This window comes from Erwinia sp. AnSW2-5, assembly GCF_045107195.1.
GTDB lineage: Bacteria > Pseudomonadota > Gammaproteobacteria > Enterobacterales > Enterobacteriaceae > Erwinia.
In genome coordinates this window covers 56,613-79,343 of the sequence record NZ_JBJGXA010000013.1, presented here as the reverse complement: position 1 = coordinate 79,343, position 22,731 = coordinate 56,613, and the positions used below count along the sequence as shown (strand labels likewise).

The window sequence follows — 22,731 nt, the reverse complement described above, 5'->3', positions numbered from 1 at the left end:
TTTGTGTTATTTTGCATAACTTTACCTGTTACGGCACTCAGCGCCGGGTCACTCATGCTTAACTAGGGGAGCCAGATTTTTGGCCATCAGGTCGGCAATAAACGGTTGGGCTGCAGGGTTAGGATGAATACCATCGTCCTGCATCCATTCCGGTTTCAGATAAACCTGTTCCATAAAGAACGGCACCAGCGGAATGGCGTGCTCCTGAGCCAGTTTGGGGTAGATCGCCGCAAAAGATTCTGTGTAACGTTTGCCGTAGTTTGGCGGTATACGTATCTGCATGAGAATCGGCTGTGCTTTAGCGGCCAGCGTCAGTTTAATGGCCTGATTCAGGTCCTGCTCCACCTGTTGTGGGGCAAAACCGCGTAATGCGTCATTGCCGCCCAGTTCAATCAATACCCAGCGCGGCTGATGCTGTTTCAGCAGTGCAGGAAGACGAGCCAGCCCCTGCGTCGCGGTGTCGCCGCTTATGCTACCGTTAATAATGGTGGGGGATTTTTTCCATTTATCATTGAGTAACGCAGGCCATGCGGCACTGGCAGACATGCGGTAACCGGCGCTCAGACTGTCGCCGAGCACCAGCAGCGTATCTGCCGCCGTCGCGCGCAGCGTCACAAAAGCCAATAAGAACAGGAAAGGGTAATGCCAGCGGAAAACATTCTTGAAGTTCATCGTCTTAGTAAGTCCGTCGGTCAGGGTGAGCATCAGCTTTCCATCCTTACCGGAGTTGAGCTGGTTGTCAAACCGGCTGAGACCCTTGCCCTGATCGGCGAGTCGGGATCGGGCAAGTCGACACTGCTCGGGATCCTGGCCGGGCTGGACGACGGCAGCGAAGGGGAGGTGATGATGCTTGGCCAGCCGCTGCACAAGATGAATGAGGAGCAGCGGGCGGAATTACGGGCGAAGAATGTCGGCTTTGTTTTCCAGTCGTTTATGCTGGTACCTACTCTGAACGCCCAGGAGAATGTCCAGCTTCCGGCGCTGCTGCGCGGTGAGAGCGACCGTCAGAGTCGGGAACAGGCCGCCGCACTGCTGGCGCAGCTTGGGCTGGGTGAGCGGCTCAGCCATCTCCCCGCCCAGCTTTCTGGCGGTGAGCAGCAGCGCGTGGCGCTGGCCCGCGCCTTTAACGGCCGCCCGGCGCTGCTGTTTGCCGATGAGCCGACCGGTAATCTCGATCGTAAAACCGGCGATCGCATTGCCGATCTGCTGTTTTCCATGAACCGGGATTACGCCACCACGCTGATCCTCGTCACCCACGATGAACAACTGGCGGCGCGCTGCGATCGTCGCCTGCGGCTGCGCGACGGCAAGCTGTGGGAGGAAGCATGATTTGGCGCTGGTTCTGGCGTGAGTGGAAATCGCCCTCGCTGCTGATTGTCTGGCTGGCGCTAACGCTGGCGGTGGCCTGCGTGCTGGCGCTGGGATCCCTCAGCGATCGTATGGAAAAAGGCTTAAGCCAGCAGAGCCGTGACTTTATGGCGGGTGATCGCACCCTGAGCAGCAGCAAAGAAGTGCCGGATGAATGGCTGGTACAGGCCCGTGCAGACGGGTTGCAGGTGGGGCGTCAGCTCAGTTTTATGACCATGACCTTTGCCGGAGAGACCCCGCAGCTGGCGTCGGTGAAGGCAGTCGATGACCTCTATCCGATGTTCGGCCAATTGACGACCGCACCGGCCGGGCTGAAGCCCGCAGCGGGCACCGTGTTGGCCGCACCGCGCCTGCTGGCGTTGCTGGATCGCAAAGCCGGGGATCAACTGGACGTGGGGGATACCACTCTGCGTATCGGCGGGGAAGTGATCCAGGAGCCGGATGCGGGCTTTAACCCGTTCCAGACCGCGCCGCGCCTGCTGATGAATCTGGCTGATGTGGAGAAAACCGGGGCTATCCAGCCCGGCAGCCGCATCACCTGGCGCTACAAATTCTCCGGTAGCCCGGCGCAGCTGGCGCGTTATGACAGTTATATTGAAGCGCGTCTGACCCCTGACCAGCGTTGGATCAGCGTAGAAAACAGTGAAGATGCGCTGGGGAAATCCATGCAGCGTGCCCAGCAATTCCTGCTGCTCTCCGCACTGCTGACGCTGATGCTGGCGATTGCCGCCGTGGCGGTGGCGATGAGTCATTACTGCCGCAGCCGCTACGATCTGGTGGCGGTGCTGAAAACGCTCGGTGCTAACCGTGCGGCACTGCGGAAGCTGATTATTGGCCAGTGGCTGGCGGTGCTGCTGCTGGCGGCGGTGGTCGGCAGTGCCATCGGGCTGGGTTTTGAAGCGCTGCTGCTGCGGATGCTGCGTCCGGTGCTGCCGGGTGAACTTCCTGCCGCCAGCGCCTGGCCGTGGCTGTGGGCGGTGGGATCGCTGTTTGTCATCTCCCTGCTGGTAGGATTACGTCCTTATCGCCTGCTGCTGGCTACTCAGCCACTGCGTGTCCTGCGCCGTGATGCCGTAGCGAATATCTGGCCGCTGAAGCTCTATCTGCCTGCGATGGCGGTGGTGGTGATTGGCCTGCTCGCCCTGCTGGTGGGGGGCAGCAAGCTGTTGTGGGCGCTGGTGGCGGGTATTGTGCTGTTGTCGCTGCTGCTGGGTGCCATTGGCTGGGGCGGCCTGCTGCTGCTGCGCCGTCTGACGTTACGTAATCTGGCCTTTCGTCTGGCGGTGAACCGACTGCTGCGTCAGCCCTGGACCACGCTCAGCCAGCTGGCGGCGTTTTCGCTGTCGTTTATGCTGCTGGCACTGCTGCTGGTGATGCGCGGCGATCTGCTGGATCGCTGGCAGCAGCAACTGCCGCCGGGCAGCCCGAATTACTTCCTGCTGAACATTACCGAACCCCAGGTGCCGCAGGTGCAGGCCTTCCTGCAACAGCATCAGGTGAAGGCGGAAACGTTCTACCCGGTAGCTCGCGTGCGTCTGACCGGGATCAATCAGCAACCTGCCGATCCGGCGCAGGATGAATCCCTGAACCGCGAGCTGAACCTGACCTCGCTGAAAGATCTGCCGGATCACAACCCGATGACCGCAGGGAGCTGGCCGCCAAAGAATGGGGAAGTCTCCATTGAGCAGGAGCTGGCAAACCGGCTGGGTGTGAAGCTGGGGGATACGCTGACCTTTACGGGCGATACCCAGGCGTTCAGCGCAAAAATCAGCAGCATGCGTAAGGTCGACTGGGAAAGCCTGAAGCCGAACTTCTTCTTTATTTTCCCACCGGGCGCGCTGGACGGGCAGCCGCAAACGTGGCTGACCAGCTTCCGTATGGATAATGACAACGCCACGCTGGCACAGCTAAACCGTCAGTTCCCGACGCTCAGCCTGCTGGATATTGGCAGCATTCTGAAGCAGATAGGGCAGGTGCTGGCGCAGGTCAGCCAGGCGCTGGAGATTATGGTGATCCTGGTGACGGCCTGCGGCGTGCTGCTGTTACTGGCGCAAATCCAGGTGGGGATGCGCCAGCGACGTCAGGAACTGGTGGTCTATCGCACGTTGGGTGCCAGTAAAAAACTCCTGCGCGGCACGCTGTGGTGCGAGTTTGCTCTGCTTGGCGTGGTGTCCGGCGTGGCGGCTGCTATTGGTGCAGAAGCGGCGCTGTGGGGTCTGCAACGCAAGGTCTTTGACTTCCCGTGGCAACCGGATTTTGTCCTGTGGCTGGTGTTACCGTTGACGGGCGCACTGCTGCTGTCACTGTGCGGCGGCTGGCTGGGCGTGCGGTTACTGAAAGGCAAGGCGTTGTTCAGAGGGTATTACGCGGGGTAACACGAAGAAGGCCGGTAAAAACCGGCCTGTCACACTATTTAATCGTAATTTAAATAATCTAAATATAAATTTAGTGGTAATTTACAGTCGGCAATGTATTTGATAAATTGTTTTTATGGGAAGTGATTTTTATTAAGATCATATTTAACTATGGAAGGAGATTTAGATGTTGAGTTTTTTTGATATTGGTTTTAATTTTTTAAATGAAAAAGATTCAAAAGAAATATACACCCTAAGGAAACGTGTTTTTAAGGATCGACTGAATTGGATGGTAGAGTGTAGTAATGGGATGGAATCAGATGAATATGATTGTTGTCGGACGATATATCTTTTGGGTGGGACCAGTGATTATTATTTTTGTGGGGTGAGGTTTATTGAGACGAAATACCCTAATATGATAACGGGTGCTTTTAAAGGATATTTCGATAAGTTCGATATTCCGAAAGGTAACTTCATTGAGGCAAGTAGGTTGTTTATTGAAAAAGGACGTTCGCAACAACTTAGATGCCAAGGGTATCCGGTTAGTACTCTTTTATTTTTATCGATGATTAACTACGCCAGATCTTATCAATATGAGGGGATTTATGCAATTGTCAGTCACCCCATGTATGTAATATTAAAAAGGTCTGGTTGGTTAATATCTATTATTGAAAAAAGTGTCTCTGAAAAAAAACAGGATATTTATCTTATATTCATGCCTGTAGACGAACATAGTCAACATAATTTAATTAGTTTGGCACGGCAGAAGGCTTCTTTCCTCGAGTGCAGTTTGAATACCTGGCCGCTATCGCTATCTGTCCGTGAAAACGGGTCTGATTAGCTGTAGCTCAACACCCATTCTTATCGCATGTTTTGCATTGGTAACGCCCATTTTTCTTACTACGTTGCCAATGTGATATTTTACAGTTGTCATTTTTATTCCCAATATTAGAGATATCTCCTGATATGATTTCCCAACACTTGCCCAGTAAATGATCTCATTTTCACGATCGGATAATATTTCTCTTGAGTTCATTTTTTTGAAATCTGATATTCTTTTTTGCTCTTTGTAGAAAGAGGTTAATTTTTCATGTGTAGATATCAAAACCATTTGAAGTGAGTTGATGTTTTCATTGATGGAATCATAAATGCCATCATCACATTTTTCGTCCATCATCATTGAAAGAACAACAAGATTATTATATTGATCATGTAAAATAAACGTATAACCATTAATGATACTATGACTCCTTGCCATATCGAAGATTTTTGGCACCTTTATTCCCTGGCTCAACATGATATTTTCATCCCATGAAAATGGCGTTATCCTGTCTAGAGCCGTAATTAATACCGGATCAATAAACTGAAAATTGTTTTCTTGGTAGACCTTGAACCACTCTTGTCGGTTAGAGATTATCGTGAAGTTGGCTGGGTTACTTTTACTCATAATGGCATATGCATATTTTATGTTTTTATACTTAAGCAATCTCTTCTCAAGATAATCTTTAATCGAATTGTTGATTGTTGAGTTCTTAAAAAATGAATTCCGCATAGCACTTCATCCTTGTAAGTGGCTTATCCTCTCTCATTAAATCCAACATTAACATACTCATAACGATTTAGTATAATTATCAGGTGGTACTGTAATCAGCACAATCAATATGGAATTTAGATTTACACTAATTACGGCTATGTTCCGATAAAAATCAGACCATATGGGAAATGGGGAACCACTCCCCTAATCACGTGAAGCAGTAATATAACCTGATAGGTTAGGGTTCCCTGGTGGTGGCAAGATAAGGCTAAAAGGGACTGGATTGCTCTGTCTTATTGTTGTTGCAGGTACGATACGCGGTAAAGCCGTAAAGTGTTAGCCGTACTAAAGTACAGTGATGGGCTGTCCTTTTTCATGGCGGCTTTTCGCCCAGCCAAAATAATTGAAGAACGCATAAAGCGTTCTTCAATCAGGAAGCGGAAAAAGTGAGAACGTTAACCCAGCTTCTCAACCGCCCAGGCAATTCCGCTGGCGTACTCTTCCGGCAGCAGCGGCACCAGCGCGTTCAGTGCGTTGCTCAGCGCCTGTGGGCTAACGTCGGACAGGTTCAGGTGGCCGACTTTACGCCCGGCACGCACTTCCTTCTCATACCAGTGCAGATGCACCAGCGGCTGTTCCAGCCAGGCCAGATTCACATCCGTGCCGATCAGATTCACCATAACGGACGGGGTGCTGACAACAGGCGTTGGCAGCGGAAGATCCAGAATCGCCCGCAGATGCAGCTCAAACTGGCTGATGGATGCACCGTTCTGCGTCCAGTGACCGCTGTTGTGTACACGCGGTGCCAGTTCATTGATCAGCAGACCTTCCGGCACCACGAAACACTCCATCGCCATCACGCCGACGTAGTTCAGCTCGTTCATGATGGCGGAAAGCATACGCTCGGCCTGCTGCTGATGCTGCGCATCCACGTCCGGCAATACTACGCTGGTGCGCAAAATACCGTCCTGATGCAGGTTGTGCGTCAGCGGATAGAACACCGTGCGGCCATCGTGGCCACGCGCGCCAACCAGCGACATTTCGCCAGAGAAGTTAATTCCCTGCTCAACAATGCACTCACCGTAGCAATCAGCAGGCAGTGATGCGGTTTCATCTGCACGCAGACGCCACTGACCGCGTCCGTCATAGCCGCCGGTACGGCGCTTAACGATGGCAAGGGAACCGAGCGTTGTGAACACCTGCGCCCATTCATCTTCGCTTGCGAGCAACTGCCACGGCGCAGTGGCCAGACCCAGTCGATCCAGCAGTTGCTTCTGCGTCAGGCGGTCGGCCAGCAGCGGGAAGATATCGCGGTTCACAAAGGCGTTATGGCTGGCCAGCTCGCGGGTTAAGGCGGTTTCAGGCCAGCGCTCGATTTCGGCCGTGATCACGCTCTGTGCGATGGGCAGGGAGTCGGGTTCCGCATCCAGACCTACTGGATAAACGGCAATGCCCAGCGGTTCACCCGCCTGGCGCAGCATACGTCCCAGCTGGCCGTTACCCAATACACAAACCGGCTTCATGCCTCCACCCGCGGGTCCGGGTTATTCAGCACTTCATCGGTCTGGGTCTGGCGCCAGTGATTCAGGCGAGCTGCCAGTTCGGCATCGTGCAGTGCGAGGATCTGCGCGGCCAGCAGGGCGGCATTGGCAGCACCGGCTTTACCAATAGCCAGCGTGCCCACAGGAATGCCGCGTGGCATCTGCACAATAGAATACAGGCTGTCGACACCGCTCAGTGCGGCGCTCTGCACGGGCACGCCCAGTACCGGAACCAGCGTTTTTGCTGCCAGCATGCCCGGCAAGTGCGCCGCGCCGCCTGCACCCGCGATAATCACCTGATAGCCGTTATCCGCTGCCTGTTCGGCAAAGCTGAACAGTCTGTCCGGCGTGCGGTGTGCAGACACCACTTCGCAGTGAAACGGAACATCAAGGCTGGTGAGAATTTCCGCGGCAAATTGCATGGTTGCCCAGTCACTTTTGGAACCCATAACAATAGCAATGCGGGCCGGTGCGGCGTTGGATGACATGCGGGTCTGACTCCTGTGATTGTGATACTTCACCTGAATGGCGCTGTGGGCTTACCAGGTGGGAAGGGCAAAGAGAATATCACGACTGGGCGGCAAGGAAAACGGTTGCGTGGCGCGAAATAGTGCCGGGTTTCGCCAGGTTTTTGAATCAGAACGGGAAGGAAATCAGGCTTATTTCATCGGTGCTGACTTTGATCATTGAGCCTTCTTCGTGCCAGGCACCCAGAACAAGGCGTTCAGCCGCTTTGCCGCCGATCAGCAGGGGATGAACCGCAGGGCGATGCGTATGACCGTGGATCAACCACTGCACCTGATGGCGGGCCATCACGTTCACAACGGCTTGCGGATTCACATCCATGATCGACTGGGATTTACTGCTGTTCGCCTCGCGGCTTCCGGCGCGCATTTTCAGCGCAATACGCTGGCGCACAAACAGGGGCAGGGCGAGGAACAGCGTCTGTAGCCAGCGTTGCTGTACTTTGGCACGAAAGCGCAGATAGCCTTCGTCATCAGTACACAGCGTGTCACCGTGCATAATCAGCACCTGTCTGCCATACAGATTAAGCACCTGCTCTTCCGGCAGCAGCGTCATGCCGCAGGCAGCCGCAAAGCGCTTGCCCACCAGGAAGTCACGATTACCGTGAATAAAATAACAGGGGATAGTCAGCTGGCGCAGAGCCGTCGCGACCTCCGCATGCAGCGGATTAGGGTCGTCGTCGCCAATCCAGGCTTCAAACAGGTCACCGAGAATATACAGCGCGTCAGCATGCTGTGCTTCACGGCGTAAAAAATGCAGAAAACCGGCAGTGATTGCCGGTTCTTCAGTACACAGATGGAGATCTGCGATAAACAGCGTGTGCGACATTATTCGCTGACGGTGACTTTCTGGATGATCACGTCGTCTTTTGGTACGTCCTGGTGCATGCCGCTGCGGCCGGTAGACACGGCTTTGATTTTCTCAACCACGTCCATACCTTCAACCACTTCAGCGAACACGCAGTAACCGAAGCCCTGCAGGCTTTCGTCACGGAAGTTCAGGAAGTCGTTGTCAGCCACGTTGATAAAGAACTGCGCGGTAGCAGAGTGCGGTGCCTGAGTACGGGCCATCGCCAGGGTGCCTTTGGTGTTCTTCAGGCCATTGCTGGCTTCGTTGCGGATCTCGTCTTTGGTGTCTTTCTGCTTCATGCCCGGTTCAAAACCACCGCCCTGGATCATAAAACCGTTGATCACACGGTGGAAGATGGTGTTGTCGTAAAAACCTTCGCTGCAATATTCAAGGAAGTTTTTAACGGTAGCCGGCGCTTTATCATCGAAAGTCTTGATGACGATATCGCCATGATTAGTCTGGAAAGTGACCATATTCTCATCCTGTCAGGGTTGGAGTATTTAACATTGGGCGCCGGGAACTGAGACTCACGTCTGTCCCGTGCGACAGACGGCTTTTATATCACAAAATGTGATGGCTCGTCAGCCCTGCTGCATAAAGGAAGTGCGGATCACCAAGCTTGCGTAGCGCTGAGGGTAAAAATACGTCAGAATAATCAATTCATCATTTTTTCGCTAATCCCGCACACGCTAAAACGGAATGTCTCAATGCTAAAGATTTTCAATACCCTGAGTCGTCAAAAAGAGGAATTCAAACCTATTCATGCCGGTAAAGTCGGTATGTACGTGTGTGGCATTACCGTTTACGACCTCTGTCATATCGGACACGGCAGAACCTTCGCGGCATTTGATGTGGTGGCTCGTTACCTGCGTTACAGCGGCTATGAGCTGAACTATGTACGTAACATCACTGATATTGATGACAAAATCATCAAACGTGCGAATGAAAACGGTGAGACCATTGAGCAACTGACCAATCGTATGATTGCCGAGATGCACAAGGATTTCGCTGCGCTGAATATCCTGCCACCGGACCTGGAACCGCGTGCGACACGCCACATTCCTGAGATCATCGAGCTGGTCAGCAAGCTGATCGCCCGTGAACATGCGTATGTTGCCAGCAACGGCGATGTGATGTTCTCCGTCGACAGCGATCCGAACTACGGTTCGTTATCACGCCAGGATCTGGAACAGCTCCAGGCCGGTGCGCGTGTGGAAGTGGCGGTTGATGTCAAACGCAACCCGATGGACTTCGTGCTGTGGAAAATGTCGAAAGCAGACGAACCCGGCTGGGAATCTCCGTGGGGAATGGGGCGTCCGGGCTGGCACATTGAGTGCTCGGCGATGAACTGCAAGCAGCTGGGTGAGCACTTTGATATCCACGGCGGCGGTTCTGACCTGATGTTCCCGCACCACGAAAACGAAATCGCCCAGTCCACCTGTGCCCACGAAGGCCCGTATGTAAACGTCTGGATGCACTCCGGCATGGTGATGATTGATCGTGAGAAGATGTCCAAATCGCTGAACAACTTCTTTACCGTGCGTGATGTGCTGGAGCATTACGATGCTGAAACCGTGCGTTACTTCCTGATGTCCGGCCACTATCGTAGCCAGCTGAACTACGGCGAAGATAACCTGAATCAGGCACGCTCTGCGCTGGAACGTCTCTACATTGCTATCCGTAACACCGATCCCAGCGCCGATATTGTGGGTGGGGAAGAGTTTGAAACCCGCTTCCGTGCTGCAATGGACGATGACTTCAATACACCGGAAGCCTACTCGGCGCTGTTTGACCTGGCGCGTGAAGTCAACCGCCTGAAAGACACCGATAAAACGGCGGCGGATGGCCTGGCTGCGCGCCTGCGTGCGCTGGCTGGCGTGCTGGGCCTGCTGGAGCAGGACCCGGAGCAATTCCTGCAAAGCGGTGTGAACATCAACGATGAAGAAGTGGCGCAGATTGAAGCGCTGATTCAGATGCGTATTGATGCCCGTGCGGCAAAAGACTGGGCGCAGGCCGATGTGGCCCGTGACAAGCTTAATGAGATGGGTATCGTGCTGGAAGATGCCGCAGGCGGCACCAGCTGGCGCCGTAAGTAAATTAATCGCTTAAATCGCTTATTAAGTTAAGAAAACCGGGTGGCATTATGCACCCGGTTTTTTTTGTTTAATTTTTTAATTAGCTGATTTTAAATTGTATTTTTTTAAAATATTGAAGGATGTCACTAATGTGCATCCGGGTGATTTTCAATCTTTTTCCACAGAATTAGTATTGATATGTTCCGGTGATCATCCTTATCGCTTATGACAGCGCAGGTGGCAGGAACACAGGAGACGTCATTGACGCAATAAAAGGAATTAACATGAAAATCCACTTCCTGGGATCGGCCGCTTCTGAGGGGATCCCCAATCCGTTTTGCCGCTGTGCACATTGTCAGCAAGCGCGCTTCCTCAAGGGAAAAGATCTGCGCACCCGTTCTTCCGCCATTATTGATGATGTGATGTTGATCGACGTTGCCCCGGAGTTCAGCCACCAACTTCTGCGTGATGGGCTGGATGCAACCGGAATGACCGACCTGCTGTTTACCCACACCCATCCTGATCATTTCAATATCGGTGAGCTGTTTAGCCGGATGGAGGGTTACGGCTTTAATATTGACCATCCACTGGAGATTTTTGGCAACGACCGGGCAATCAGCGGCTGCGTGGCGGTATTGCCGGGCTACAGCAAACAGCGCTTTGGTTTCCATTGCCTTCCACCTTTTGTCACCGCAGAGAGTCACGGTTATCGCATAACGCCCTTGCTCGCTAACCATGCCAGGTGGGAGCTGTGCTACGCCTGGCTGATCGAAAGAAACGGCAAAACGATTTTCTATGGCCATGACTCAGGCTGGTTCCCGGAACTGACCTGGCAGTGGCTACAGGGCAAATCGCTGGGCCTGGTGGTGCTGGAATGCACTTACGGTTTTAACGGCGACGATCGTACCGACAACCACATGAGCCTGGAAACCGTCTTTGCCGCGCAGGAAAAGCTGCGTGCGATGCAGTGCCTGCATTCAGCCAGCCAGATCGTGGTATCGCATATTTCTCACAGCGGTAAGTTGCTGCATGAGGAGCTGGTGGCGGCCTGCCGCGATAAGAATATCACCGTTGCGTATGACGGCCTTAGCATCAACGTGGCTTAGGAGGCGATCTCATGGATGTTAACAAAACGCCTCGCCTGCTGATGATGATGTTTGTGCAGTATTTTATGCAGGGGGCCTGGAATATGACGATAGGCCTGGTGCTGAGCACCTACGGTATGGCCACCATCATTGGTTCTTCTTACGCACTACTGGGGCTGGCGACGATACTCTCGCCGCTGTTTATCGGCATGGTCGCGGACCGTTTCTTTGCTTCGCAGAAAGTGATGGCGATCCTGCACCTGATTAACGCCGCAGTGATCCTGTGTGTACCGCATTTTATTGAAACACAGAATACCACCATGACGCTGGTGATGATCTTCCTGGTCGGACTGCTGTTTTATCCGACCACCGCGCTAGCTAACAGTATCAGCTTCAGCCATATCAACGGCGTGAAGTATTTCCCGGTGATCCGCGTATTCGGTACGTTCGGCTTTATGGTGATAGGTTTAATCATCGGGCAGATGGGTTATTCCGGCAATACGATGACCTGGTATATCGCATCGGCTGCCGGAGGGGGTCTGGGCCTATACTGCTTTACCCTGCCAGATACGCCGCCTAAAGCCAAAGGCAGCACCTTCTCAATGCGCGATCTGCTGTGTCTGGATGCGCTGGCATTATTCAAAGATCGCAACTTCAGCATTCTGATGTTGAGTATCTTTGTATTAATGATCCCCAAAACGGCTTATTCCGCCTATATCCCGGTGTATCTGAAAGCACTTGGCTTTGATAATGCCGCATCCATGATGCAGGTTGGGATCGCCTGCGAAGTGATCTTTATGTTCCTGCTTTCCTTCTTCCTGATGAAAGCGGGCTTCAAGGTGCTACTGTTGATGGGCGCGGTGTGCTGGATTATTCGTTCGGTGCTGTTCTCTCAGGCGGCGCTTGACGCCAACATGATGTATGTCCTGATGGGGCTGATGCTGCAAGGCTTCTGCTGGGACTTCTTCTTTACCGTGGGGGACATCTATGTTGACCGTAAAGCCCGGCCAGAAATCAAAGCTCAGGCACAGAGCTTACGCTTTATGGTCTCTAATGGATTTGGGTTATTGTTCGCTTCGACTATTTGCGGCCACATCTTTAACAGCACCGTGGCAGAGAAGGGAGGAAAGGCGCTGTCGCAGTGGGAAAGCTTCTGGCTGTTCTCAGCGATTATCGCCGCCGTGGTCTCGGTATTTTTCTTTATTTTCTTTAAGGACGATCTTTCTAAAGAGAAAATTAAGGTAGCGCTGAAACCTGTTAAACCCCAGGTGATTGGGCGGGGGGATTGATGCCGGGCAGCGTGGCCGCCCGGCATTGGCACTATCAGGCGGTCACGGTGACGCTTTCGCCGTCAAAATCAACCGTCTGACCCGCCACAATTTTGCAGCGCTTACGGGTTTCCTTTACACCATTCACCGTAACATGGCCGCCAGAGATCATGATTTTCGCCATCGCGCCACTTTCTACCCAGCCTTCCAGCTTCATCAGGTCGCACAGATCCACATGTGGATGATCGCCCAGAGAGAAATTTGCCATTATGCTGATGCTCCATCGTCGTTATTTTCACAAGCTTGCAGGGTGTTCTGAATCAGTGTGGCGACCGTCATCGGGCCGACGCCACCAGGCACTGGCGTGATGTAAGATGCACGCTCAGACGCCACGTCAAACTCTACATCGCCAACCACTTTGCCGCTTTCCAGACGGTTAATCCCGACGTCAATCACGATCGCGCCGGGCTTGATCCACTCGCCGGGAATAAAACCGGGTTTACCTACAGCAACAACCAGCAAATCGGCATGTTCAATATGATGACGCAGATTCTTGGTAAAGCGGTGGGTCACGGTGGTGGTGCAACCGGCCAGCAGCAGTTCCATACTCATCGGACGGCCAACAATGTTGGATGCACCGACGACGACGGCATTCAGGCCGAAGGTATCAATGTTGTAGCGCTCGAGCAGCGTGACAATACCGCGTGGTGTACACGGACGCAGTTTCGGTGCGCGTTGGCAAAGACGGCCCACGTTATACGGGTGGAAGCCATCAACGTCTTTTTCGGGGGCAATGTGCTCCAGTACTTTGACGTTGTCGATGCCCGCAGGCAAAGGAAGCTGCACCAGGATGCCGTCAATGTCTGCATCGTTGTTCAGTTTGGTAATCAGGTCGAGCAGTTCCGCTTCGCTGGTGGTGGCGGGAAGGTCGTAAGAACGTGAGAGGAAACCCACCTCTTCGCAGGCACGACGCTTGCTGCCGACATAAATCTGCGAAGCCGGGTTTTCACCGACCAAAACCACTGCCAGACCAGGTGCACGTTTACCTGCCGCCAGACGCTGCTGAACCAATTCCGCAACCTCTTGCCGCACCTGCTGCGCAATCGTTTTACCGTCAATAATTTTTGCTGCCATCAGAGAGGGGATCCATCTGTTTTGAGTTAAATCGGGGATTGCGCCTATTTTGTCAGAAGCGCGCCCCGCTGTCAGGCAGAGATTCAATCGTTAAGGTGCAATCGTGCAATCACAGATGTTTTCCGCTGCGCCGGAATCACCCTTACCGGGTCATTCCCGGTTTATTCCTAAATCTTTCTGGTACTGACTGTGCCAGGATTGAATCGTGACACGGCAACTCATCTAAAAAAAGAAAGAGGAAATAATGAAAAAGACTATTATTGCACTGTCTGCTTTGCTGCTGGCTTCTCCGGTTTTTGCCGCAACGACCACCGATAACACCGTTGCTGAGGCACATAAAGGTGCCGATACCGCCAAAGAGAAGCTGCATCAATCCCAGAATGAAGGGGCTGAGATGAAGCTGAAGGCCAAACACGCCGCAGAAGGCGAGAGCAACTCAACCAGCAGCAAGGTTTCTGAAGGCAGCCAAAAGGCCTGGAACAAAACCAAAGAAGGCACCGAAAAAGGCTGGGATAAAACCAAGCAGGGTGCAGAAGAGTTGAAAAACAAAGTGACCAACTAAGGCGCTTGTTTAGTGACTCAGAAGATAAGCCCACTCTGGTGGGCTTTTTTGTGGGCGCATCTGGTGATGCCGGGCTTGTTGTGGCAGAAAAACGCATGCTGCTGACCTGATTGTCTGCTTCTTATGAGATAAACCTTAGTTACTGTTCATAACTTCAGCAGTGGGTTATTGCAGGCAGTAAAAACGTTGACTCAGCAGGATCGCACCGTATAATCCGACGCAATCACCATGCGCCCTTAGCTCAGTTGGATAGAGCACCGGCCTTCTAAGCCGTAGGTCACAGGTTCGAATCCTGTAGGGCGTACCAAATTCATATCAAGAGACGTCAATCGACGTCTTTTTTTATGCCTGAAATTCAGTGAATTAGCCGATTCATACTGGGTATCAGTGCAGTGATAAGATACGGTTTTTCCGGGATATCTGAACTGCCAGGCATTGCTTCACCAGGGATAGAATCGGTACAGCGCTACCAGCACTGCGATATTCACTATCACACTGATGAAGAAGTACGTTTTAAATGGCTGTTTTTGTGTTTTATGGCGAAAGAGTTGTTGGCCGAGAATGGCGCCAGGCCACCCACCGACAAAACCAAAGATAAGTAAGGTGGACTCGGGTACTCTGCGCCAGGCTTTGCGGGCCGCCACTTTATCCACGCCATAAACCATCAGCGCCAGCGCACTGGCGAGCACGGCCCACGTTGCAAAAGGGTGAGGAGAGAGCACGTTGCCCACCGCCGTCAGGATCAGAATAAAATAACAAAAGCGATTGAGGTTCATACCATTAGCCACTGCGGCACTCAGCCAAAAAGGATGTGTAACTATACCCGATTCAAATCTTTGGATCGTGGAATGCTGATAGCTTAAGAAGATCTCGTTTTACCGCGTTGCTTCCTTTAGCCCGTCCTCTCCTCTGAATGGCGATCTTTTTCCCATGCCACAGAGCGAGTTCGACGCCCCGATCTTGTTTGTTACGACAAACAAGGCGATCATTCATTATCCCCCCCATTTGATCAGAGTTCGATAAATGTTAATCACCACCGATGATGCAAGGACGTTCAATACGGATAGCCGCCTTGCCTGTACCCTGGCCGCCGTCGCCGGGGCGCTGAACGCCGCCGCTTTTGAAAGTGTTGGTTTTTTTGCGGCCAATATGACAGGAAATATCTCTTCACTGTCCGATCATCTGGCAAAAATCAACCTGAGTGCGTGCGTCTTCTTTCTGGCCATCGTATTACTGTTTATCGCGGGATCTGCATTCTCAACGCTGATCATTAATGCGGGCCGGAGGAGGGGTATCAGTACCATTTACGCGGTGAATATCTTTATTGAAGGTCTGGCGCTGATGGCGCTGGGGGCTGCTGAGACTGGATTGACGCTGGCATCTCCGGGTGCGCTACTGATCCTCAGCCTGAGTTTCCTGATGGGGTTACAAAATGCGGTGGTGACGCGCATTTCCAATGCGCGTGTCCGAACAACCCATGTGTCGGGAACGGCAACGGATATCGGTATTGAGCTGGCGATGCTGTTCGATGTCTTGCGACGTAAGGAATCGACTAAGAATACCCCTATTTACCTGGAGCGTCTGCGCCTGCATTTTTATACGGTGATGGCATTTTTCATCGGCGGTGTGGCCGGTATCTGGCTGTTCGACTGGTTGGGGTATTTTTTCCTGATAGTGATCGGCGCGGGGCTTCTTCTGTTGGCGATGAACACCATGTTCAGCAAACGGCTGTCGCCTGCACAGGGCAGTTAAGTCGCGCTGCGCCGCCAGCAACGGGCCGCCTCACTCGACGGCCCGTTTATGCGGGATCTTACCTGAGTGCGAGACGCCGCCGTTTGACTCCCTTTCCGGCCAGATACGCCAACGCACTGCACAGCAGGTAATAGATGACGCCAACAAACAGGAAGATCTCTGCGGGGTAGATCTGCACCCGGTTGTTGACCTGTCCGGCCACCGTTGTTAGCTCAGGAACGTTAACAATAAACGCCAGCGACGTGTCCTTCAGCAGAGAAATCAGCAATCCCAGGTAAGACGGCAGCAGATTCGGCCACGCCTGCGGCAGCATAATCAGGGTGAGGACCTTTATTTTGCTGAAGCCTGACGCAATCCCTGCTTCTGTCTGCCCGGCAGGCAGAGATTCCAGCCCGGCCAGCGTTGAGTGCATCACCGCCGCAGAGGTAAACCATGCCAGCGCGATAATCACCGTCAGCGGGCCGGGGATCGAACCACCAAATACCACCGGCAGCAGGAAGTAGAGCCAGAAAATAACAAAAATCAGCGGAATGCCCCGGATAAATGAGGCCCAGAGAAACAGCACTCTGCGCGTCCAGCCGCCGTAACGCCAGGCCAGCGCGGCCATCAGGACACCCAGCACCAGTGCCAGAAAACCGGCAGAGAGGGCCATGATTAACGTCAGTAATACGCCGCCCGGTTCCCCCTCCGCCACTCTTCCCCACAGCATATAGCCGAAATTATCGTGCAGTACTGAGTAATCAAATTCCATCTTCTGAATGCTCCGGCAGGGCGGATTTCACCCGCTTTGGCTGATGACGCTGCGGACGCTGAGGGCCAATCGCCGCCAACAATCCCCCCAAAATCAGGCCCAGCAACAGATACAGTGCGGTGCCCACCGCAAAGCCTTCAAAGGCGTGAGCGTTATAACTTTCAATACGGCTGACCTGGTAGGTCAGTTCGGAAAAGCCAATACCGGTCGCCAGCGAGGAGAGTTTCATCAGGTTAAGATACTGCCCGGTGACAGGTTGCCAGGCATTGGCCAGCGCCTGGGGCAACAGAATTTCCCGCAGCAGCGTCCAGCGGCTGAAGCCCTGTGAAATCGCCGCTTCGCGTTGGCCTTTCGGCACGGAATTCAGCCCGGCCTGTACCTCCTCCACTAAAAATGCCGCCGTGAACAGCCCCAGTCCCCAGACGACACAGAGAAACTCCGGCGTCAGCCAGCTAATATCACCGGGGAATGCAGCCCAGGGATGGATATCCCCGATGTAAAAACGCCAGCTCTGCGGCAGCGCGCCCCACGCGGCGAAATACCAGAACAGCAGCTGTACCAGCAGCGGCGTATTGCGAAACAGCGAAACAAACGCCGCCACGGCGCCCTGTGCGATGCGCGATGTACTCAGACGCATGACCAGCAGCAATACCACCAGTAGCGTGCTGAACAGGCTGGCAATCAGGCTGACGTAAAAGGTGGTAAGAAACCCGGAGATAATCCATTGCAGAGGCTGCCCGGTCAGCACGCCTGCCCAGTCGGGATGCCAGTTCACAGGCCCACCTGTGATTCAGGGTGCAGTGGGAACAACACCTTCTGCAGGAAACGCTGGGCGCGCGGATGGGTGGGGCGGGTAAAGAAGTCTTCTGGCGTGGCCTGCTCCAGAATTTCTCCGTCATCCATAAAAATCACCCGGTCAGCGATTTCGCGGGCGAAGCTCATTTCATGGGTCACCACAATCATGGTGATGCCGCTACGTGCCAGTTCGCGCATCACCAGCAGCACTTCACCGATCATCTCCGGGTCAAGCGCTGAGGTCGGCTCATCAAACAGAATGATGTTCGGATCGGTCGCCAGCGCCCGGGCAATCGCCACGCGCTGCTGCTGGCCGCCGGAGAGTTGCTCAGGGTAATGCTGTGCCTTATCGGCCAGCCCGACGCGCGTCAGTAAGGCCAGCGCTTTTGCCTGCGCCTGCGTTTTCTTCCAGCCGTGTACTTTGATCAGCGCCAGGCTGACATTGTCCTGCGCGGTCAGGTGGGCGTAGAGGTTGAACTGCTGAAACACAAAACCAATATGGGTCCTCAACTGCTGGAGTGCCGCGCCTTTCAGCCCACGCGTTGGTTTACCGTCAATCAGGATCTCGCCGTCGCTGACGGTTTCCAGCTGGTTGATCAGGCGGATCAGCGTCGACTTACCGGAACCTGACGGACCGCAAACGGCCACGACTTCACCGCTGGCCACGCTGAGATTGACCGCGTTGATCACCTGATGGTGACCAAAAGACTTACTGACCCGGCGGAATTCGACGGCGGTGGGCTGCGCCGGTGATGAATGTGAAAAAACCGCAGACGCCGCTGCGGTTGATAAATTTTCTTGCTGCATGTGTGTTACCTGGCTGATTATTTTGCTTCGATTTTGAATAACCGGGGTTGTGGCGATTTGGTCTGCGGGCCAAACCAGCTGTCATAGATGCTGACGGCCTGACCGTTTTTTTCCAGGTTTAACAGCTCGTCATTCACCACTTTCAGCAGGCTGGCTTCGCCTTTTTTCACACCCACGCCAATCTCTTCCTTGCTCAGCAACTCAGGCAGGACTTTGTATTTGGCTTTATCCGGTGCGCCATCCAGCAGCCCTGCGAGAATGGTGCTGTCCTGGGTAATTGCCTGCACGTTGCCATTACGCAGAGCAGACAGCGCCAGTGGGATATCGTCATACGACAGCACGCGTGACTGCGGGAAACGGTTATGCAGTTCCTGCTCGCCGGTGGTGCCTTTTACTGCGCCGATGCGTGCCGTGGCGTAGCCATCCAACTTATCCGGTGAGCTGACGGGCACCAGGAACTGCTGTCCGGTGACAAAGTAAGGCACCGAGAAATCGATCACTTTTGCACGCTCAGGCGTGATGGTGATATCGGCCACAATCAGGTCTGCTTTGCCTGACTGCAACAGCGGGATGCGGTTAGCCGGGTTAGTCGGCACCAGTTGCAGCTTTACGCCCAGGGTTTTTGCCAGTGCTTTAGCGAAGTCGACGTCATAACCCACGATCTCGTGGGTTTTAGCATCCACCGAACCAAACGGCGGGTTGGCGTCAAAGGTGGCGATTTTCACCACGCCGGCTTTTTTGATATCCGCCAGTTGGTCAGCATGAACGGCGAAAGTGGTGATGCTGGTCAATGCCAGCAGCAGCGCGGCAGAAAGGCGGGTTTTATTGAATGAGCTGTTTTTGCGTGTCGCCGTAATCATAGTTTTTCCTTATGTATAGTCTGAAGGGGGGATAACCCCGTTTTCCTGAATGCAGGTGATAGTTATTATTTTCTTTTAGGATTGATAGCGTTACATAAAGGGAAAAGGGCGGCTACAAACAAAAAGGTATATCACCCGCCAAATAATGCATAAGTAAAACATCTGTATTGTGCGGGTTGCTCAGGTGTTGGCAGGGCGTTAGCGGCGGTGAGTCACTATTGACGGTGTTTTTAATGTAGTTTAGAGGGCAGCAGAATAAACCTCACGGCAAAGGTGCCAGAAATGAACAGAAAAGTAATGTGGTGCCTGGCGCTGGCGCTGCTCACCGGATGTACCGCTTCCGTCGGAAAGAACTTCGATGATGCCCAGCTGGCAAAAATCCATCATGACGTGACGACAAAGCAGCAGCTGATCGCGCTGTTTGGTCAGCCCTCTTCGGACACGCCTTTTCCGCAGGGGCAGAGCATTCTGATGTGGACCTGGAGCCAGGCAAAAACCGGATCGACCACGGAAGGCAGAACGCTGACGATTCGCCTGCAAAACGACAAGGTGAAGAGCTATACGGTGAGTAAAACCTGAGCCGGTGCTTGATGGCGTTTTTAACGGGTTTGGGCAAAGCAAAGAAGGGAAGTGCTGGAGCGGCCAACGGGAATCGAACCCGTGTCATCAGCTTGGGAAGCTGAGGTAATACCATTATACGATGGCCGCAGAGCGGGAGGGATACTACCACAGGTCTGGCAGGAAATGTTGAGTCATATCAAAGATAAATCGGTGGGTTCATCATTGTTCAGCCCGAAGAGTGTCTTTTCCGGGGAAAACCACGCTGTACTCGCAAAGTGAAGCTCGGGAGTACTACGTTGGATTGATGTTAACCCTGAGATCGCATTCCGGGTTGGCCAGACGTAAATTCTGCAACAATTGATTAATTTGAGCAGCGGTAAAGGAGTTGGTGTGGTAGTGCGTCATTTCATAATGCACCAAAGTCTCGAAATTATACGTATCGAGTCGCTGATGTAAGAATGTGCACAGTTCCGGTCCCAGCACTTCTACCTGTTTGGAATAAATGGTGCGCAGAATTTTAATCAATGAGCCTGGCTCATTGGGGGTCTGGCTTAGGACCAACTCCAGACGCCGTTCGTGAAGATCCTCCAGGTAGTTTTCCGGGCTGATCACCTCTCTGCTGTGGATATCATAAAGAATGGCATCCCATGTCATGAGTGTTGTTTTAAACAGACTGTGCGCGCCTTCAAGAGGAATAAGATTTTCTTTAAAGGCCCAGGTATCTGACAGGCACCACACATCAAAATCCATATCGTGATAGTGAAAACGGATACCACCCAGTTTGGTAGAGGCCAGGTTTTGCACATCGATGGTTGAAAGAAGGCGTAGCAGATCCTCGCGGTTACTGTCGACCACGATATCGATATCAGAAGTGAAACCTTTGCGACCAAAAAGCCCTATGTCGCGGATCATTCCACCGAAGATCCACGCGCGATTGTGTTCGGCCAAAGTGTCAATCAACACTCTGGCCGCCTTCCCTTCATAACCGGAAAGGAAAAAATCGTCGATACGGCGTTTAAGGTGCTTCTGGTTTTTGACGACTTTCGTATTCATAGAGCGATTTTAACTCATCATGAAGATCCATCAAATAGCTGTCGGTCATCCCTGCAATAGCATCCGTGAGCAGCTGTGCTTCTTTGTACAATCTTGGTAACGTATTTTTCGGGTCTTCAAAGATCCGCCGATAGTTCTCTGAAATGCGCCCATAAGCGTAGCGGCCAAAAGGCGTATCTGAGCGGTGCGTAGTCTGAGGTGTTAAGTCCGGCTGACTCTTCGCCAATTCTTTTTCCTGGTCTTCCTCCGCACGGGTTTTATGCCCATGAATCCCAACCCACAGCATATCCATCAATCCCTGAATATAGTTTGAGCCTTTCAGCTCAAGTTCCAAAACTGAACGATGGCGGTAGCCGCGAGTTTTATCGAATTCTTTCAATGCGTCACAGAGCTGCGCACCGCGACTGATTCCCATCAAATCTTTGATGTCACAATCGTCACGAAGAACTGACTGATGATGTTTATGGAAAGCATCGACAGCGGCATTGATCAGGGCGCTCGTTGCGTACACCCGGAACATCTGCATGCTCATATCATTGAGTTCAGCAGGGGAAAGGTCACTTTCCTTTGTTTTCCATCCCTGATTTTTTTCTTCGGTTTTTTTAATAACGAGATTAATCTCCGAATCATCATTGACATTCCAGCATTGCAGAAAATTAATCAGGTCGTGGTAGGAAGCAAGGCCTTTTTTCACCGTGTCTTCTGCATCCAGAACGGAATAGGCAATATCATCACAGGCTTCCATAATATAGGTCAGTGGATGGCGCACTCCTTCACTTAACCCGGTTCTATCCCAGACCTCGCGGACAACTTCATATTCTGAATGGAAGAAACCCTGTTTTTTCCACAGTGTTTTATTTTTTGTGTAAGATGGTTGTGGGTATTTAATTAAGGCCGCCAGGGTTGCATAGGTCAGATTAAGGCCGTACTGGTCATTGAGTATCTGTAATTTGGTGACCAACCGAAAAGTTTGCGAGTTACCATCGAACTTGAAAAAATCATTATAGATTTGTTTATTTTCCTCATCATCAACCAGCGGTTCCAGATGGCGTATAAACCAGGAACGCATTGCTGCTTCACCCTGATGGCCATACGGGGGATTACCTAAATCATGAGCCAGCCCAATGGCTGCAAGGAGTGCCGGGACATCGCGTTCAACAGAGATGCCCTCCAGGTGGCCAAAAATCTCTTGTTTCAGGTCAAACGCCAGCCTCATACCAATCCCACGCGCAAAGTTAGCAACTTCATGCGAATGAGTTAAACGGGTACGGACACTGTCATTACGGTCCAGAGGAAACACTTGTGTTTTGTCCGCCAGACGACGGGTGGGAGCAGAGAAAAGAAGTCGGTCGTAATCACGCTCTATTTCCTGACGCCCTTTGCTTAACGATAAGGTGTCAGCTTGAGTATGCGGTGGATTGTTTTTTTCTTTATCTTTACGGCGTGCACTACAAAGAAGATTTTGCCATTCCATCATCATTTCCTTGATATTTACATGGAAGTTAAAAATATCAAATAACATGAAAGTGGTCTATTTGTTTGGCGAGTTAGAGTGGTAAATGTAATGATGCGCACACTTATTTGTAACGATGTTGTGTTATCTCACTATGTTGGCAGTGTGAGTGGTTTTTTTATAACGAATAGAATGTCATAAACAATAAAAACAAAAAAGCCGACTCATCTGTCGGCTAAGTTCTGCAGATACTCAACTATTATGCCATCAGGTTTACCTGGCGCCATCGTCGACATTTCTGCCTTCCCGACACCCCCCCGACATGACAACCATCGACAGGGCGGTAAAATTCTTTAGGAAAAACATCAGTATTGCAGTTCATACCTCATCCCTTGAGAGCTAGA

General features: G+C 52.4%; 24 protein-coding genes and 2 tRNA genes. 10 read left to right on the top strand and 16 right to left on the bottom strand.

Translation table 11 applies throughout. From position 1 onward, the window contains the following. Positions 1-48: 48 nt before the first annotated feature. On the bottom strand, positions 49-672 hold the full coding sequence (gene tesA / locus ACFL9S_RS12160) for a multifunctional acyl-CoA thioesterase I/protease I/lysophospholipase L1 (protein ID WP_405262166.1): 624 nt from the start codon (positions 670-672) through the stop codon (positions 49-51). On the opposite strand from tesA, the gene ybbA reads away from it, so the two are divergent. The 3 genes from ybbA to ACFL9S_RS12145 all read left to right on the top strand — a co-directional run bounded on the left by ybbA (position 643) and on the right by ACFL9S_RS12145 (position 4,563). Beyond that, positions 643-1,329 carry a putative ABC transporter ATP-binding protein YbbA gene (gene ybbA / locus ACFL9S_RS12155; RefSeq protein WP_133845711.1) on the top strand — a complete coding sequence of 229 codons (687 nt, stop codon included), beginning with the start codon at positions 643-645 and terminating at the stop codon, positions 1,327-1,329. The genes tesA and ybbA overlap by 30 nt on opposite strands. Beyond that, positions 1,326-3,743 carry a putative ABC transporter permease subunit YbbP gene (gene ybbP, locus ACFL9S_RS12150; protein WP_405262165.1) on the top strand — a complete coding sequence of 806 codons (2,418 nt, stop codon included), beginning with the start codon at positions 1,326-1,328 and terminating at the stop codon, positions 3,741-3,743. Before ybbA ends, ybbP begins: the two co-directional genes overlap by 4 nt. A 166-nt stretch (positions 3,744-3,909) precedes the next feature. Continuing rightward, positions 3,910-4,563, top strand: a complete 654-nt coding sequence (locus tag ACFL9S_RS12145; protein ID WP_405262164.1) for an acyl-homoserine-lactone synthase — start codon at positions 3,910-3,912, stop codon at positions 4,561-4,563. Here ACFL9S_RS12145 and ACFL9S_RS12140 read toward each other — a convergent pair. The 5 genes from ACFL9S_RS12140 to ppiB form a co-directional block, all read right to left on the bottom strand. After that, entirely contained in the window at positions 4,534-5,274 is a 741-nt protein-coding gene (locus ACFL9S_RS12140; RefSeq protein ID WP_405262163.1) for an autoinducer binding domain-containing protein, read from the bottom strand. The genes ACFL9S_RS12145 and ACFL9S_RS12140 overlap by 30 nt on opposite strands. Before the next feature lie 437 nt (positions 5,275-5,711). Beyond that, positions 5,712-6,779 (bottom strand): 5-(carboxyamino)imidazole ribonucleotide synthase, encoded by a 1,068-nt coding sequence (purK, locus tag ACFL9S_RS12135; RefSeq protein WP_405262162.1) that lies wholly within the window; start codon positions 6,777-6,779, stop codon positions 5,712-5,714. Continuing rightward, the gene (gene purE / locus ACFL9S_RS12130; protein ID WP_405262161.1) at positions 6,776-7,285 is read right to left on the bottom strand and encodes a 5-(carboxyamino)imidazole ribonucleotide mutase; all 510 of its coding nucleotides are present in this window, start codon (positions 7,283-7,285) and stop codon (positions 6,776-6,778) included. Before purE ends, purK begins: the two co-directional genes overlap by 4 nt. A 148-nt stretch (positions 7,286-7,433) precedes the next feature. Continuing rightward, positions 7,434-8,150, bottom strand: a complete 717-nt coding sequence (gene lpxH / locus ACFL9S_RS12125) for a UDP-2,3-diacylglucosamine diphosphatase (RefSeq protein WP_405262160.1) — start codon at positions 8,148-8,150, stop codon at positions 7,434-7,436. Continuing rightward, positions 8,150-8,644, bottom strand: a complete 495-nt coding sequence (gene ppiB, locus ACFL9S_RS12120) for a peptidylprolyl isomerase B (RefSeq protein WP_405262159.1) — start codon at positions 8,642-8,644, stop codon at positions 8,150-8,152. The genes lpxH and ppiB overlap by 1 nt, the downstream gene beginning before the upstream one ends. A gap of 234 nt (positions 8,645-8,878) precedes the next feature. On the opposite strand from ppiB, the gene cysS reads away from it, so the two are divergent. The 3 genes from cysS to ACFL9S_RS12105 all read left to right on the top strand — a co-directional run bounded on the left by cysS (position 8,879) and on the right by ACFL9S_RS12105 (position 12,620). Then, positions 8,879-10,267: a cysteine--tRNA ligase gene (gene cysS / locus ACFL9S_RS12115; protein WP_405262158.1), complete on the top strand. Its 1,389-nt coding sequence runs from the start codon at positions 8,879-8,881 to the stop codon at positions 10,265-10,267. A 263-nt stretch (positions 10,268-10,530) separates the two neighbouring features. Next, the gene (locus tag ACFL9S_RS12110) at positions 10,531-11,352 is read left to right on the top strand and encodes an MBL fold metallo-hydrolase (protein WP_405262157.1); all 822 of its coding nucleotides are present in this window, start codon (positions 10,531-10,533) and stop codon (positions 11,350-11,352) included. A gap of 11 nt (positions 11,353-11,363) precedes the next feature. Then, positions 11,364-12,620 (top strand): MFS transporter, encoded by a 1,257-nt coding sequence (locus tag ACFL9S_RS12105; protein ID WP_405262156.1) that lies wholly within the window; start codon positions 11,364-11,366, stop codon positions 12,618-12,620. 34 nt (positions 12,621-12,654) lie between these two features. Here the strand turns inward: ACFL9S_RS12105 and ybcJ are convergent, their stop codons facing one another. Both ybcJ and folD read right to left on the bottom strand, forming a co-directional pair. Then, complete coding sequence (ybcJ, locus tag ACFL9S_RS12100) at positions 12,655-12,867, bottom strand: ribosome-associated protein YbcJ (protein WP_405262155.1); 213 nt, start codon at positions 12,865-12,867, stop codon at positions 12,655-12,657. Then, the gene (folD, locus tag ACFL9S_RS12095; protein ID WP_405262154.1) at positions 12,867-13,733 is read right to left on the bottom strand and encodes a bifunctional methylenetetrahydrofolate dehydrogenase/methenyltetrahydrofolate cyclohydrolase FolD; all 867 of its coding nucleotides are present in this window, start codon (positions 13,731-13,733) and stop codon (positions 12,867-12,869) included. Before folD ends, ybcJ begins: the two co-directional genes overlap by 1 nt. 244 nt (positions 13,734-13,977) lie before the next feature. On the opposite strand from folD, the gene ACFL9S_RS12090 reads away from it, so the two are divergent. Together ACFL9S_RS12090 and ACFL9S_RS12085 are read left to right on the top strand one after the other, a co-directional pair. After that, positions 13,978-14,295 (top strand): hypothetical protein, encoded by a 318-nt coding sequence (locus tag ACFL9S_RS12090; protein ID WP_405262153.1) that lies wholly within the window; start codon positions 13,978-13,980, stop codon positions 14,293-14,295. Positions 14,296-14,525: 230 nt separating this feature from the next. After that, positions 14,526-14,602: transfer RNA gene (locus ACFL9S_RS12085), tRNA-Arg, on the top strand. 133 nt (positions 14,603-14,735) lie between these two features. Here the strand turns inward: ACFL9S_RS12085 and ACFL9S_RS12080 are convergent. After that, complete coding sequence (locus ACFL9S_RS12080; RefSeq protein ID WP_405262152.1) at positions 14,736-15,071, bottom strand: DUF1294 domain-containing protein; 336 nt, start codon at positions 15,069-15,071, stop codon at positions 14,736-14,738. A 247-nt stretch (positions 15,072-15,318) separates the two neighbouring features. Here ACFL9S_RS12080 and ACFL9S_RS12075 point away from each other — a divergent pair, with 247 nt between their 5' ends. Further along, positions 15,319-16,047, top strand: a complete 729-nt coding sequence (locus ACFL9S_RS12075; protein ID WP_405262151.1) for a YoaK family protein — start codon at positions 15,319-15,321, stop codon at positions 16,045-16,047. Between the two features lie 58 nt (positions 16,048-16,105). Here the strand turns inward: ACFL9S_RS12075 and ACFL9S_RS12070 are convergent, their stop codons facing one another. From ACFL9S_RS12070 to ACFL9S_RS12055, 4 genes are read right to left on the bottom strand one after another with little or no spacing between them, the layout of a single operon-like run. Beyond that, entirely contained in the window at positions 16,106-16,798 is a 693-nt protein-coding gene (locus tag ACFL9S_RS12070; protein ID WP_405262150.1) for an amino acid ABC transporter permease, read from the bottom strand. Further along, entirely contained in the window at positions 16,788-17,573 is a 786-nt protein-coding gene (locus ACFL9S_RS12065; protein WP_405262149.1) for an amino acid ABC transporter permease, read from the bottom strand. Before ACFL9S_RS12065 ends, ACFL9S_RS12070 begins: the two co-directional genes overlap by 11 nt. After that, positions 17,570-18,400, bottom strand: coding sequence for an amino acid ABC transporter ATP-binding protein (locus tag ACFL9S_RS12060; RefSeq protein ID WP_405262148.1), 831 nt, complete (start codon positions 18,398-18,400; stop codon positions 17,570-17,572). Before ACFL9S_RS12060 ends, ACFL9S_RS12065 begins: the two co-directional genes overlap by 4 nt. A gap of 17 nt (positions 18,401-18,417) precedes the next feature. After that, on the bottom strand, positions 18,418-19,260 hold the full coding sequence (locus ACFL9S_RS12055; RefSeq protein ID WP_405262147.1) for an ABC transporter substrate-binding protein: 843 nt from the start codon (positions 19,258-19,260) through the stop codon (positions 18,418-18,420). A gap of 282 nt (positions 19,261-19,542) precedes the next feature. Between ACFL9S_RS12055 and ACFL9S_RS12050 the strand changes: the two genes are divergently transcribed. Beyond that, positions 19,543-19,839 (top strand): hypothetical protein, encoded by a 297-nt coding sequence (locus ACFL9S_RS12050; protein WP_405262146.1) that lies wholly within the window; start codon positions 19,543-19,545, stop codon positions 19,837-19,839. A 55-nt stretch (positions 19,840-19,894) separates the two neighbouring features. On the opposite strand, the gene ACFL9S_RS12045 is transcribed toward ACFL9S_RS12050, so the two are convergent. The 3 genes from ACFL9S_RS12045 to dgt form a co-directional block, all read right to left on the bottom strand. After that, positions 19,895-19,968: transfer RNA gene (locus ACFL9S_RS12045), tRNA-Gly, on the bottom strand. Between the two features lie 144 nt (positions 19,969-20,112). Next, entirely contained in the window at positions 20,113-20,874 is a 762-nt protein-coding gene (locus ACFL9S_RS12040) for a hypothetical protein (protein WP_405262145.1), read from the bottom strand. Next, entirely contained in the window at positions 20,837-22,396 is a 1,560-nt protein-coding gene (gene dgt / locus ACFL9S_RS12035) for a dGTP triphosphohydrolase (protein ID WP_405262144.1), read from the bottom strand. Before dgt ends, ACFL9S_RS12040 begins: the two co-directional genes overlap by 38 nt. Positions 22,397-22,731: the final 335 nt, after the last annotated feature.

Bases quoted from the DNA above. Each gene is read 5' to 3' on its own strand.
- ACFL9S_RS12050 (WP_405262146.1), top strand. From the start codon at position 19,543: ATGAACAGAAAAGTAATGTGGTGCCTGGCGCTGGCGCTGCTCACCGGA.
- cysS (WP_405262158.1), top strand. From the start codon at position 8,879: ATGCTAAAGATTTTCAATACCCTGAGTCGTCAAAAAGAGGAATTCAAA.
- lpxH (WP_405262160.1), bottom strand. From the start codon at position 8,150: ATGTCGCACACGCTGTTTATCGCAGATCTCCATCTGTGTACTGAAGAA.
- ACFL9S_RS12140 (WP_405262163.1), bottom strand. From the start codon at position 5,274: ATGCGGAATTCATTTTTTAAGAACTCAACAATCAACAATTCGATTAAA.
- ybbA (WP_133845711.1), top strand. From the start codon at position 643: ATGCCAGCGGAAAACATTCTTGAAGTTCATCGTCTTAGTAAGTCCGTC.
- ACFL9S_RS12075 (WP_405262151.1), top strand. From the start codon at position 15,319: ATGTTAATCACCACCGATGATGCAAGGACGTTCAATACGGATAGCCGC.
- ACFL9S_RS12055 (WP_405262147.1), bottom strand. From the start codon at position 19,260: ATGATTACGGCGACACGCAAAAACAGCTCATTCAATAAAACCCGCCTT.
- ppiB (WP_405262159.1), bottom strand. From the start codon at position 8,644: ATGGTCACTTTCCAGACTAATCATGGCGATATCGTCATCAAGACTTTC.
- ybcJ (WP_405262155.1), bottom strand. From the start codon at position 12,867: ATGGCAAATTTCTCTCTGGGCGATCATCCACATGTGGATCTGTGCGAC.
- ACFL9S_RS12110 (WP_405262157.1), top strand. From the start codon at position 10,531: ATGAAAATCCACTTCCTGGGATCGGCCGCTTCTGAGGGGATCCCCAAT.
- dgt (WP_405262144.1), bottom strand. From the start codon at position 22,396: ATGTTATTTGATATTTTTAACTTCCATGTAAATATCAAGGAAATGATG.
- ACFL9S_RS12145 (WP_405262164.1), top strand. From the start codon at position 3,910: ATGTTGAGTTTTTTTGATATTGGTTTTAATTTTTTAAATGAAAAAGAT.
- purE (WP_405262161.1), bottom strand. From the start codon at position 7,285: ATGTCATCCAACGCCGCACCGGCCCGCATTGCTATTGTTATGGGTTCC.
- folD (WP_405262154.1), bottom strand. From the start codon at position 13,733: ATGGCAGCAAAAATTATTGACGGTAAAACGATTGCGCAGCAGGTGCGG.
- ACFL9S_RS12105 (WP_405262156.1), top strand. From the start codon at position 11,364: ATGGATGTTAACAAAACGCCTCGCCTGCTGATGATGATGTTTGTGCAG.
- purK (WP_405262162.1), bottom strand. From the start codon at position 6,779: ATGAAGCCGGTTTGTGTATTGGGTAACGGCCAGCTGGGACGTATGCTG.
- ACFL9S_RS12070 (WP_405262150.1), bottom strand. From the start codon at position 16,798: ATGGAATTTGATTACTCAGTACTGCACGATAATTTCGGCTATATGCTG.
- ACFL9S_RS12040 (WP_405262145.1), bottom strand. From the start codon at position 20,874: ATGAATACGAAAGTCGTCAAAAACCAGAAGCACCTTAAACGCCGTATC.
- ybbP (WP_405262165.1), top strand. From the start codon at position 1,326: ATGATTTGGCGCTGGTTCTGGCGTGAGTGGAAATCGCCCTCGCTGCTG.
- ACFL9S_RS12060 (WP_405262148.1), bottom strand. From the start codon at position 18,400: ATGCAGCAAGAAAATTTATCAACCGCAGCGGCGTCTGCGGTTTTTTCA.
- ACFL9S_RS12090 (WP_405262153.1), top strand. From the start codon at position 13,978: ATGAAAAAGACTATTATTGCACTGTCTGCTTTGCTGCTGGCTTCTCCG.
- ACFL9S_RS12080 (WP_405262152.1), bottom strand. From the start codon at position 15,071: ATGAACCTCAATCGCTTTTGTTATTTTATTCTGATCCTGACGGCGGTG.
- tesA (WP_405262166.1), bottom strand. From the start codon at position 672: ATGAACTTCAAGAATGTTTTCCGCTGGCATTACCCTTTCCTGTTCTTA.